The organism is Caulobacter sp. FWC2, from assembly GCF_002742625.1.
Lineage (GTDB): Bacteria > Pseudomonadota > Alphaproteobacteria > Caulobacterales > Caulobacteraceae > Caulobacter.
This window is the reverse complement of the sequence record NZ_PEBF01000001.1, coordinates 3813092-3825256: the sequence shown is the minus strand read 5'-3', so window position 1 is coordinate 3825256 and position 12165 is coordinate 3813092. Positions and strand designations below refer to the sequence as shown.

General features: G+C 68.2%; 9 protein-coding genes. 5 read left to right on the top strand and 4 right to left on the bottom strand.

Features of this window, described 5'->3' with window-relative positions; all coding sequences use genetic code 11:
* Positions 1 to 61 precede the first annotated feature (61 nt).
* The 3 genes from recA to CSW62_RS18210 all read left to right on the top strand — a co-directional run bounded on the left by recA (position 62) and on the right by CSW62_RS18210 (position 4812).
* Positions 62 to 1132 carry a recombinase RecA gene (recA, locus tag CSW62_RS18220; RefSeq protein ID WP_099580226.1) on the top strand — a complete coding sequence of 357 codons (1071 nt, stop codon included), beginning with the start codon at positions 62 to 64 and terminating at the stop codon, positions 1130 to 1132.
* Between the two features lie 410 nt (positions 1133 to 1542).
* Entirely contained in the window at positions 1543 to 4188 is a 2646-nt protein-coding gene (alaS, locus tag CSW62_RS18215; RefSeq protein WP_099580224.1) for an alanine--tRNA ligase, read from the top strand.
* Positions 4189 to 4308: 120 nt separating this feature from the next.
* Positions 4309 to 4812, top strand: a complete 504-nt coding sequence (locus CSW62_RS18210) for a hypothetical protein (RefSeq protein ID WP_099580222.1) — start codon at positions 4309 to 4311, stop codon at positions 4810 to 4812.
* 5 nt (positions 4813 to 4817) lie between these two features.
* Here CSW62_RS18210 and CSW62_RS18205 read toward each other — a convergent pair whose 3' ends face one another.
* Positions 4818 to 5768: an AEC family transporter gene (locus CSW62_RS18205; RefSeq protein WP_099580220.1), complete on the bottom strand. Its 951-nt coding sequence runs from the start codon at positions 5766 to 5768 to the stop codon at positions 4818 to 4820.
* Positions 5769 to 5787: 19 nt separating this feature from the next.
* Positions 5788 to 6366, bottom strand: coding sequence for a DUF2939 domain-containing protein (locus CSW62_RS18200; RefSeq protein WP_099580218.1), 579 nt, complete (start codon positions 6364 to 6366; stop codon positions 5788 to 5790).
* Between the two features lie 173 nt (positions 6367 to 6539).
* Here CSW62_RS18200 and CSW62_RS18195 point away from each other — a divergent pair, with 173 nt between their 5' ends.
* Positions 6540 to 7139, top strand: coding sequence for a CAP domain-containing protein (locus CSW62_RS18195; protein WP_099580217.1), 600 nt, complete (start codon positions 6540 to 6542; stop codon positions 7137 to 7139).
* A gap of 68 nt (positions 7140 to 7207) precedes the next feature.
* On the opposite strand, the gene CSW62_RS18190 is transcribed toward CSW62_RS18195, so the two are convergent.
* On the bottom strand, positions 7208 to 8419 hold the full coding sequence (locus CSW62_RS18190) for an NADP-dependent isocitrate dehydrogenase (protein WP_099580215.1): 1212 nt from the start codon (positions 8417 to 8419) through the stop codon (positions 7208 to 7210).
* Between the two features lie 326 nt (positions 8420 to 8745).
* Here CSW62_RS18190 and CSW62_RS18185 point away from each other — a divergent pair, with 326 nt between their 5' ends.
* Positions 8746 to 11169 (top strand): ATP-binding protein, encoded by a 2424-nt coding sequence (locus CSW62_RS18185; protein WP_099582350.1) that lies wholly within the window; start codon positions 8746 to 8748, stop codon positions 11167 to 11169.
* On the opposite strand, the gene CSW62_RS18180 is transcribed toward CSW62_RS18185, so the two are convergent.
* Positions 11166 to 12161 (bottom strand): serine hydrolase, encoded by a 996-nt coding sequence (locus tag CSW62_RS18180; RefSeq protein WP_099580213.1) that lies wholly within the window; start codon positions 12159 to 12161, stop codon positions 11166 to 11168. The genes CSW62_RS18185 and CSW62_RS18180 overlap by 4 nt on opposite strands.
* Positions 12162 to 12165 lie beyond the last annotated feature (4 nt).

The following is a 12165-nucleotide window of genomic DNA, read 5'->3' as shown; positions in this document are numbered from 1 at the left end:
GGACGCGGCGCGGGAAGCGCCGATCGGGCGACCGGAATCATGGGATAGAGGGCGGACAACAATGGCTAGTCAGGCGGCTTTGAAACTCGTGGGCAAAGAAGAAGGCGACAAGCAACGCGCGCTAGAGGCGGCTCTCGCCCAGATCGACCGCGCGTTCGGCAAGGGCTCGGTGATGAAGCTGGGCGAAAAGGGCAAGGTCGAGATGGAGTCCGTCTCCACCGGCTCGCTCGGCCTGGACATCGCGCTCGGCATCGGCGGCCTGCCCAAGGGCCGGATCATCGAGATCTATGGCCCGGAAAGCTCGGGCAAGACGACCCTGGCTTTGCACGTTGTGGCCGAGGTCCAGAAGGCCGGCGGCACCGCCGCCTTCGTCGACGCCGAGCACGCCCTGGATCCGGGCTATGCGTTCAAGCTGGGCGTCAATCTCGACAACCTGCTGGTCTCGCAGCCCGACAACGGCGAACAAGCCCTGGAGATCACCGACACCCTGGTGCGTTCGGGCGCCGTCGACATCGTCGTGATCGACTCGGTCGCCGCCCTGACGCCCAAGGCCGAAATCGAAGGCGAGATGGGCGACAGCCTGCCGGGCCTGCAAGCCCGTCTGATGAGCCAGGCGCTGCGCAAGCTGACCGCCTCGATCAACAAGGCCAACACCATCGTCATCTTCATCAACCAGATCCGCCACAAGATCGGGGTGATGTATGGCAGCCCGGAAACGACCACCGGCGGCAACGCGCTGAAGTTCTACGCCTCGGTGCGGCTGGACATCCGCCGCACCGGCTCGGTGAAGGTCCGTGACGAGATCATCGGCAACAATGTTCGCGTCAAGGTCGTCAAGAACAAGGTGGCCCCGCCGTTCCGCGAGGTCGAGTTCGACATCATGTACGGCGAGGGCATCTCCAAGCTGGGCGAAGTCATCGACCTGGGCGTCAAGGCCGGGATCATCGACAAGGCCGGCTCGTGGTTCTCGTACGGCAGCCAGCGCATCGGCCAGGGCCGCGACAATGTCCGCGAGTTCCTGAAGACCAATCCCGACGTCGCCGCCTCCATCGAAGCGGCCGTCCGCAAGTCGTCGCAAAAGATCGAGGAAGAGCTCCTGGTCGGCGGCCCGGAGGATGGCGAGGAAGAATAGTCTCCTCGCAAGGTTTCGCGGCCCTCGCCCGACCCCGGGCGTCCCCGCCTTCAACACGCCCGCGGCCGGACCGCCGCGGGGGCCGCGATTGCAGGCCGCCTGGACCCCATGCCAGGCGGCCTATTTTCGTTGATCAGGCCCCTCAGGGGGAACTGGCGCGAAGCGCCTGAAGAGGCCATGTGTCATGGGCCGAAATGGCGCCTCTACTTTTCCTCCTCCTCTTGGGGAGGGGGCGGCAGGAGCGACGGTGGAGGGGGTAGGTCGTGCGCCTCCCAGCCCGCGAACGGGCTCTTTTCTCCCGTGTCGACAGCCCCCATCTTCGAGTCGGTTTCCCCTTCGCTAAAAACCGCGCTATGCAGCGCCCGACTCCCGGCCGCCTGCCGGACCGGTACGCCAGACTTGAGACGCTCATGCCCAGCTTGAACGAGATCCGCAGCACCTTCCTCGACTATTTCGGCAAGGCCGATCACGCCGTCGTTCCGTCGGCGCCGCTGGTGCCGCAGAACGATCCGACCCTGCTGTTCGTCAATGCCGGCATGGTGCCGTTCAAGAACGTGTTCACCGGCGCCGAGACGCCGGCCCATCCGCGCGCGGCCAGCTCGCAGAAGTGCGTCCGCGCCGGCGGCAAGCACAACGACTTGGACAATGTCGGCTACACGGCCCGCCACCACACCTTCTTCGAGATGCTGGGCAACTTCTCGTTCGGCGACTACTTCAAGGAACAGGCGATCCACCACGCCTGGACCCTGCTGACCCGCGACTTCGCGCTGCCGAAGGAGAAGCTGCTGGTCACGGTCTATCACACCGACGACGAGGCGGCGGATCTGTGGAAAAAGATCGCCGGCCTGTCGGACGATCGCATCATCCGCATCCCGACCAGCGACAACTTCTGGTCCATGGGCGACACCGGCCCCTGTGGCCCGTGCTCGGAGATCTTCTTCGACCACGGCGAAGGCATCCCCGGCGGCCCTCCGGGCAGCCCCGATGAGGATGGCGACCGCTTCATCGAGATCTGGAACCTCGTGTTCATGCAGTTCGAGCAGCTGGCTGGCGGCGAGCGCCTCTCGCTGCCCAAGCCTTCGATCGACACGGGCATGGGCCTGGAACGCGTCGCGGCCGTCCTGCAAGGCGTGCACAACAACTACGACGTCGACCTGTTCAAGAGCCTGATCGCCGCCAGCGTCGAACTGACGGGCGTCAAGGCCGAAGGCGCGGAAGCGCCGTCGCACCGGGTCATCGCCGACCACCTGCGCTCGTCCTCGTTCCTGCTGGCCGATGGCGTCACGCCGTCGAACGAAGGCCGTGGCTACGTCCTGCGCCGGATCATGCGCCGCGCCATGCGCCATGCCTATCTGCTGGGCGCTCAGGAGCCCCTGATGCACCGCCTGGCTCCGACCCTGGTGGCCGAGATGGGCCAGGCCTATCCGGAACTGCGCCGCGCCGAGGCCTCGATCATCGAGACCCTGCGCCAGGAAGAAGAGCGCTTCCGCGTCACCCTGGGTCGCGGCATGGGCCTGCTGGACGAGGCCACCGCCAACCTGACCGCCGGCGGCGTGCTGGACGGCGAGACCGCCTTCAAGCTCTATGACACCTATGGCTTCCCGCTGGACCTGACCCAGGACGCTGTCCGCGCCAAGGGCCTGACCGTCGACACCGACGCCTTCGACTCGGCCATGGAAAAGCAGCGCCAGATGGCGCGCGCCAACTGGGCGGGTTCGGGCCAGCAGGCCGGCGCGGCCGCCTGGTTCGCGATCAAGGAAAAGGCCGGCGCGACGGACTTCGTCGGCTACGAAAACACTGAGACCACGGGCGTCGTGAAGGCGCTGCTGGTCGACGGCGTCGAGGTCGAAAGCGCCACGGGCGGTACGACCGTCGAGGTGCTGCTGGACCGCACCAGCTTCTACGCCGAGAGCGGCGGCCAGGCCGGCGACACCGGCGTGCTGGAAGCCAACGGCCGCGAGAACCGGGTCATCGACACCCAGAAGCAGGCCGGCGAGCTGTTCGTCCACCGTGTCGAGCTGTCGGGCGAGCTGAAGGTCGGTGACCAGGTCGTGGTCTCGGTCGACGCCGAGCGCCGCCACACCACGCGCTCCAACCACTCGGCCGCCCACCTGGTTCACGCCGCCCTGCACCATGTGCTGGGCCCGCATGTCGCCCAGAAGGGCCAGATGGTCGATGGCGAGCGCATGCGCTTCGACTTCAGCCACGGCGGTCCGCTGACCGCCGAGGAGCTCGACCGCATCGAGGCCGAGGTCAACGAAGTCATCCGCCAGAACGTCCCGGCCGAGACCAAGGAAATGGCCCCGCAAGAGGCTATCGAGGCCGGCGCCGTGGCGCTGTTCGGCGAGAAGTACGGCGACAGCGTCCGCGTCCTCACGCTTGGCAAGTCGCTGGCCGATGAGGCCAAGGCCTATTCGGTCGAACTGTGCGGCGGCACCCACGTGGCGCGCACTGGCGACATCGCCCTGTTCAAGATCGTCTCGGAGCAAGGCGTCGCCGCCGGCGTGCGCCGCATCGAGGCCCTGACCGGCGAGGCGGCGCGTCGCTTCCTGCTGGACCAGGCCGGTGTGGCCAAGGCGCTGGCCGACCAGTTCAAGACCCCGGTCCTTGAGGTCGGCGCGCGCGTCGACGCCCTGATCGCCGAACGCAAGCGTCTCGAGAAGGAACTGGCCGACGCCAAGAAGCAACTGGCCCTGGGCGGTGGCGGCGCGGCCTCGGGTCCTGAGAACGTCAATGGCGTGGCCCTGATCGCCCGCGTGTTGGATGGCGTCGGCGGCAAGGAGCTGCGCGGCGTCGCCGAGGAGTTCAAGAAGCAGCTGACAAACGGCGGCGTCGTGGCTCTGGTCGGCACGTCCGACGGCAAGGCCGCCGTCACCGTGGCCGTGACCGCCGACCTGACTGGCAAGTACAGCGCCGCCGACCTCGCCAAGGCCGCCGTGATCGCCATGGGCGGCCAGGGCGCCGGCGGCAAGGCCGATTTCGCCCAAGGCGGCGCGCCCGACGACAGCAAGGCCAACGAAGGCCTGGCCGCCGTCAAGGCGATCCTGGCCGGCTGATCGCCGAGACATTCGAATGACGAAGGGGACGCTGGAAGGCGTCCCCTTTTTCGTGCCCGAAGCTTGACGGCGCACCCGGTTGCGAGTTGATTTACGCGTGTAGTCTTTGGGGCTTGCGAGATGCGTAACTGGATCGGACTGGCGCTGCTGATGGGGCTCACCGCCTGCGACCAGACCCAGGCCCCGTCGACCGCCATCCCGCCGCCGTCGTTCTGGCGGGTGGAGATCGTCGAGGACTCCGGCGGCCAGACCGGCGCGGTCGAGGTCTGCGCCAACCCGGAAATCTTCGCCGCCTTCTCCCGCGCCGAGCCCCGCATCGCCGGCCAGCCCTGCGAACCGTACGGCAAGCCCGCGACCGACACCCCGACCGACTATACGGGACGCTGCGAGGCGAACGGCCAGCGTTATGGCCTCTACGTGTCGACCAAGGGCGACCGCGCCAGCGACTTCACCGTCCGCTTCGCGTTGCAGCCCCTGCAGGCCGACATCGGCACGGTCGTGCAGGCTCGCCGCTACCATCGTCTCGGCGCTTGTCCCGCGGGTTGGAAGGCGGGAGACCAGGCCAAGATCGGCGGCGGTCCGGCTTCAAACCTGCTCGCCCCGAAGGTTCAGCCTGCCCGTTAGAGCCCCTAGCGGACTCGGGCTGTCAGCAGCAAAGCGGCCACCGCCAGGGTCACGGCCGACGCCGCCGTGGTCAGGGCCACGATCCGCGCCGCCCCGCGCGGCCAGACGCCATAGGCGCGGGTCTGGATGAAGACATTGACCGCCGTGGGCGCCGCCGCCAGCAGGGTCGCCCCGGCGCGGAAGAGCGGCGGAGCCGGGGTCAGGCCGACGGCCAGCCAGACCAGCAACGGGAAGGCGACCAGCTTGACCAGGGCGGCCAGGACGACCGGCGCGCCGGAGGGCGCGGCCTCGCCCTCGGTCTCGCGCAGGCCCAGGGCCGCGCCCAGCGCCACCAGGCCGACCGGGCTGCCCGAGGCGGCGGCCATGCCGACGGCGCGGTCCAGCGGCTCCGGCAGGGCGATGTCCAGCAGGGCCAGGGCGACGCCAGCAAAGGCTGCGGCCACGACCGGGTTGCGGAACGCCTGCACCGTCGATCGCCAGACCGATCGGCCCGCCGCCCAACCCAGCAGGCCCACGCCGGCGGTCGCCAGCACCGCGAAGTCGACAGCCACCACGCCGGCGACCAGCCGCGCGGCCTCGGCCCCCAGGACGGCGGCGGTGACCGGCAGGGCCAGAAAAGCGCTATTGCCGACACCGGACGCCATGCCGGCCCCGGCGCGCTCATCCTTGCTCCAGCCCAGCAGGCGGCCCGCCGCCACGGTCGCGGCCATCAGCAGGAGGCCGACGCCGGCATAGGCGACTAGGCCCAGGAGGAGATCATGGCCAGGTCGGCCCAGGCGCGACAACGAGTGGAGCAACAGGGCTGGAAAGCCGATCCAGTAGACATAGGCCGACAGGCCCTGGGTCATCCGCCCGTCCAGCAGACGCAGGCGGGCCAGGGCCAGACCCGCGCCGACCAGCAGGAAGAACGGCCAGACCCTGGACAGGACGTCGAGAACGAGGGCGGTCAAAGCCATCAGGTTTCTTGGGGCCGGATCAGCCCTGGCGCTCGTCGCCCGGCAGGCGGATGTGCACCAGCTTCCAAGTGAACAGCGCCGTGCGCTCGAAGGTGAAGATCGTGACCCGGCCGCTGCCGTCCGGACGCTTGACCGCGATGCGCACGCGGTTGGGGTCCCAATAGGCGATGGTGGGGTAGGGACCCTGGATCGCGGCCTTGACCTGGCCGCCGAACGTACTGTCCTGGGCCGAGGCGGGCGGGGCCTTGCCCGGCGCGTAGCCCCGGGTCAGGGCCGAGACGCCGGCCACGGTCAGGTAGCGGTCGACCTTGGGCTCGGGCGGGGCGAGCGGTTCGATGGCCTTCTTGAACACGCTGAGCGGATCGCGCCAGATCGAGGGGGTCTCCGGCTGGGCGGCCGGGGCGTCGGCGACCAACTGGCCGGTCAAGCTGCGACGCACGGCGGGGAAGTCGACCAGTTCGCCGATCGCCTGCACGTCCTCGTACTGGGCGGCGGCTTTCAGGGCGCGGAAGGCGAACCACGGCGCCGTGGCGAAAGCGGCGGCGAAGACGAAGATCGCCAGCACGATCAGGTCCCAGATCCGCTTCTGCAGGGTCATGCCGCCTCCGAAAGGTTAACGTCGGATATCCCAGCTATCGCCGTTTCCCGCAATAGCGCTCGCGTGGGACGGGCGGAGCATTGGGGCAGGGCGCGACAACACGCCGGTCGCCGCGACGGCGCGCCCCTGATATCAGCGATCTTCGAGGACTTCAGTATCGAGAGTAACGCCACGTGTTGCGCCGTCCTTTGAGCGTCCGCGCCGCCGTCGCCTTCGGCGCGGCGTTCTTCCTGCTCCCCGTCGCCGCCCACGCCGCCGATCTCGACTCGGATGTGCTGGCGGAGCTGAACTATGTTCGCGCCCATCCGGCTGAGTATGCCCAAGAGCTGCGAGGCGCGCCTGAGTGGACGTTGCGGCAGGAGGAGCCTGACGCGGTGGAGGAGGCGATCGCTTTTCTGGAGCGCCAGCAGCCTCTGGCTCCGTTGAAAGGCGACCGACGCCTGGGGGCGGCGGCGTTGGAGCATGTCCGGGTCCAGGGGCCGCGCGGCGACGTCGGCCATGGCGCGGCCGGAAGCCTGGGGCAGCGCCTCCGCGACGTCGGCGTCTATGCGGGTCTCGCGGCCGAGAACATCTCCTACGGCTACGACGACGCCCGAGCGGTCGTGCGGCAACTGGTCATCGACAGCCGCGTGGTCGGGCGCGGGCATCGGCGCAACATCTTCACGGCCAGCTACACCGCCGTCGGCGTAGCCTGTGGCGGGCACCGACAGTGGGGTTCGATGTGCGTCATCGACTTCGCCGGGGCGCTGATGCAGCGCGGCAGAGCGGAGTAGCGGAATCGAAAAACGCCCCGGAGCATGACCTCCGGGGCGCTCTTGTTTCAGGCCGGAGCCCGAACGTCTTAGGCCATGGCCTTCTTCAGGTTCTCGTCGATCTTGTCGAGGAAGCCTTCCGTGGTCAGCCAGCCTTGCTTGTCGCCGACCAGCAGCGCCAGATCCTTGGTCATGAAGCCGCTTTCGACGGTGTCGACGCAGACCTTTTCCAGGGTCAGGGCGAAGTCGGCCAGGGCCTGATTGTCGTCCAGCTTGGCGCGGTGGGCCAGGCCACGGGTCCAGGCGAAGATCGAGGCGATCGAGTTGGTCGAGGTGCTCTCGCCCTTCTGATGCTGGCGATAGTGGCGGGTGACGGTGCCGTGGGCGGCTTCGGCTTCGACCGTCTTGCCGTCCGGCGTCATCAGCACCGAGGTCATCAGGCCCAGCGAGCCGAAGCCCTGGGCGACGATGTCCGACTGCACGTCGCCGTCGTAGTTCTTGCAGGCCCAGACGTAGCCGCCCGACCACTTCAGCGCCGAGGCGACCATGTCGTCGATCAGGCGGTGCTCGTAGTGGATGCCGGCGGCCTTGAACTTGTCGGCGTATTCGGCGTCGTAAATCTCCTGGAAGATGTCCTTGAAGCGGCCGTCATAGGCTTTCAGGATGGTGTTCTTCGTGGAGAGATAGACCGGATAGCCGCGGCCCAGGCCGTAGGCGAACGAGGCGTGCGCGAAGTCGCGGATCGACTCGTCGAGGTTGTACATGCCCATGGCCACGCCGGCGCCCGGGGCTTTGTAGATCTCGTGCTCGATGACCGCGCCGTCCTCGCCGACGAACTTCATCGTCAGGGTGCCCTTGCCGGGGAACAGGAAGTCGGTGGCCTTGTATTGGTCGCCGAACGCGTGGCGGCCGACGATGATCGGCTGGGTCCAGCCGGGCACAAGGCGCGGCACGTTCTGGCAGATGATCGGCTCACGGAAGATCACGCCGCCCAGGATGTTGCGGATCGTGCCGTTGGGCGACTTCCACATCTTCTTGAGATTGAACTCGGTGACGCGCTGCTCATCGGGGGTGATGGTGGCGCACTTGACGGCGACGCCGTGCTTCTTGGTCGCCTCGGCGGCGTCGATCGTCACCTGGTCGTTGGTGGCGTCGCGGTTCTCAACCGACAGGTCGTAGTAGTCGAGCTCGAGGTCGAGGTACGGGAAGATCAACTTGTCCTTGATGAGCTTCCAGATGATGCGGGTCATTTCATCGCCGTCCATGTCGACGACGGGATTGGCGACTTTGATCTTGGCCATTGCGGGGATGTTCCTCTGGCGGTGGCGCGACTGTGGCGATCTGGCGCACAGGGCCAGGAAGCGGCGCGGTCCGGGAGCCTATAGACTGTTGCGTCGCGGGGGAAAAGCGGGTCGGTTGGGCCTCGTGAACAAGTTCGGTTTTCCAGCGTAGGGTTTTTACGACAACGGCTCCGGGGGGCGGGGGCGACCGTGTTTCGCGAAACGCGGCTTCTTTCTTTAATGACGCTAGCCCGTCTGTCCCGGGCTGGCTTGAGGGAGCACTTTTGAACAGCAGCCCCGGAACGGTGACGACCGTGACGACGCCACTGGCGCGTCGGCTCCTGACCATGGTGGCGATCCTGTCGATCGCGGTGACGGGCGTTGCGACGGCGGCGGCCTTCGTTTTCGTGCGCAAGAGCGCCGCCGACACCCAGATCCGTCACCTGGCCGAATATGTCGGTGAGCGGGTCAAGACCGAGGACCGGCTCTTTTCCGACCTGGTCAAGGTTCACGACGCGGCCAGTGAGGCCCTGACGCGCCGCCTGGACATGGGTGGCGCCCCTGAGATCGATGCTCGGTTCCAGCGATGGTTCCCGGAGAAGGGCGACGGCACGCGGCGCTCGGTCGATGGCCTGTTCAACGGGGCTCGGATCGACAACCACTACGTCTACGGCATTGGCGGTTACCTGTCCCAAGCCGACGCCATGAGCTTGCCCGAACGGCAGCTGTTCGTCGCCGCCACCGATGTCGTGGCCGCGGCGGGCGAGGCCGGGATCCGCCACTACGACAACTTCTACTTCTTCACGCCCAAGACGCGGATGGTGATGTTCGGCCCGCACCGGCAGGACAAGCTGCTCTACTACCGCCGCGACGCCCCGCCGACCCTGTCGATCGCCGACGAGGAGATGAACCTGCTGACCCTGCCGGAGAACAATCCGGACCGGGTCATGAAGTGCACCAAGCTGCGGCGGCTTGTTTCCGACCCCAGCGGCCGGGCGCTGAACGCGGCCTGCATGACGCCCTACTATTACAGGGACCAGTTCAAGGGAGCGTTCGGCACCACCCTGTCGCTGGACAGCTATTTGTCGCGCGCGGTGGCTGACGCCCTTCCCGGAGGGCGGAATCTAATCGTCGCCGATGACGGTGAACTGGTCGGCGCCCAGGGCCTGTCGCGCAACGGTGTCGTCGACGCGGCCCTGCTGCGCAAGTTCGAGGTCGACAACGACCTTAAGGGCCTGGTCGACACGATCCGCGCCCAGAAGCGCGACGTCGGCGCCGTGCTGACGCCCAAGGGCGACCGGCTCGTCGCCTATGGTCGCCTGGTCGAGCCGGGCTGGTGGTTCGTGGTGACCTTCCCGTCGGGCGATATCGTCTGGTCGTCGCTGAAGACGGCCTCTTGGGTGCTGCTGTTCGGCTTCATCGGCGTGGCCTTGCAGGTGCTGCTGCTCTATCGCCTGACCAACCAGATGGTGGCCGCGCCGCTGGAGGCCCTGGCCGAGGCCCAGCGCCGGGGCGACCCCGCCGCCGCCGAACCGATCGAGCGCCGCACCGACGAGATCGGCTCCCTGGCACGGGCTCTGCGCAGCCAGCGCGAGCGCAATGAGGAACTGCGGCGCTCGCTTGAGGACCGCGTGGCCGAGCGCACTGCCGAGCTTGAACGCGCTAACCAGGCCAAGTCGGTGTTCCTGGCCAATATGTCCCATGAGCTGCGCACGCCGCTGAACGGGGTCATCGCCATCGGCGATCGCCTGGGCGACGAGGAGGATCCCGTCGCGCGCCGCGAGCTGGCGGCTCTGGTGTCGTCGTCGGGACGCCTGCTGGAGCAGGTGCTGGGCGACATACTGGATGTCTCCAAGATCGAGGCTGGCGAGTTCCAACTGACCACCGGGCCCTTCGACCTGTCCCAACTGGTGCGCGGTATGGCCGAACTGCACGCCGCCGCCGCCGAGGCCAAGCACCTGGTGTTCCGCTGGTCGGTCTCGCCCGATGCGGAAGGGACCTACGAGGGCGACTCGGGACGGATCAGCCAGATCCTTTCCAACCTGCTGGCCAACGCCGTGAAGTTCACCGCCCAGGGCGAGGTGTCGCTTGAAGTCGATAGAGTGGACGACAAGGTCCGCTTTGTCGTTCGCGACTCAGGCGTCGGCTTCGACGAGGGCGTGCGCGAACGCCTGTTCAAGCGCTTCGTCCAGGCCGACCAGTCGATCACCCGCCAGTTCGGCGGCACAGGGTTGGGCCTGTCGATCTGCGCCGCCTTGGCCGAAATGATGGGCGGCGGCATCAGCGCCGACGCCTCGCCGGGTCATGGCGCGCGCTTCGAGGTGCTCCTGCCTTTGACCCGCTGCGCCAACCTGGCCGAGGCCGCGATCGAGGAGGATCGCGAGATCTCGCTGGAGGGCATGCGGGTCCTGGTGGCCGAGGATCACCCGACCAACCGCAAGGTCGTCGAGATCGTGCTGGAGCCGTTCGGGGTCGATCTGACCATGGTCGGCGACGGCGAGGCGGCCTTGCAGGCGCTGGACCGGGCCCGTTTCGACGCGGTGCTGATGGACATGCAGATGCCGGTCATGGACGGGCTGTCGGCCACCCGGGCCATCCGCGCCCGCGAGGCCGCCTCGGGGGCGCCGCCGATCCTGGTGATCATGCTGACCGCCAACGCCATGGAAGAGCACATCGCCGCCGCCCAGGCCGCCGGCGCTGACCTGCACCTGGCCAAGCCGCTGCACCCGGCCCAACTGCTGGAAGCCCTGGCGAGAGCTAAGAACGGCTAGAATTCCTTCAGCACCGCCTCGCCGACGTCGGTGATGATCGCCTCGCGCTGGGCGGCGTCGGCGGTCGAGGCGGTCAGGAAGACGACGAAGGCGATCCGGCGGCCGTCCTTCAACTCGACGAAGGCCGCGGCGTGGTTGGTCGGCTGCACGCCGAGGTCCGGCCGCGCGGCGCCGGCCAATTGGATGATCCGCGCGCCGGCCGGCAAGGCTTTGGCCAGGTAGCCGGCGTCGCGACCCAGCAGGCGGGCCGGATCTGGCTTGTAGAACAGCTCGCGATTGGTGAAGGCCTCCATCAGGCGCAGCAAGCCGATAGGCGTGGCGGTGTCGCGCGGGTCGGTCGCGCGTTCACGGGCGGCCTTGGCGCGCTGGTCGGCCGGCACGGCGTCGACCGCCTTGCGCCAGGCGGCTTCGCCTTTCCAGCCGGCGCGGAACGAGGCCAGGCCTCGGGCGTCGGTGGCGATCTGGCGGCGATAGCGGTCGACGCTGACGTGCTCGATCCGCTTGACGTCCAGCCAGCCATTGACGGCGCCGGGTCCGCCGACCCGCTTGATCAGCAGGTCCAGCGCGGTGTTGTCGCCTTGACGGGCCAGGGTCTCCAACTCGGCGATACTCCAGGTGTTACGGCCCGGCCAGGCGTCGGCGACGGCGCTGGGCGGCGGCGACAGGTCGACATCGCGAACGGTCACGATCTCATCCAGCGGCAGGCGTCCGGCCTCGGTCTCGGCCATCACCGCCGCCAGGATCGGGATGCGCGCGGCCCCGCCCAGGGCGAAGCGCCGGTCGCCATTGAACGCCCACAGCTGGCGCGTGCCCAGGTCCTCGACCGCCACGCCCAACACGGCCGGCGCGGCGCGGGCGGCGATGGCCTCGATGCGCTTCTGGAGGTTCTTGGGCTTCATGGCCGGCTCTTCCTGCCCCAGCATCGGCTTCTCGCCGCAAGAGGCCAACAAGGGCAGGGCGAGGAGGGCGGTCAGGAGGGTGCGGCGAGTCATGCGG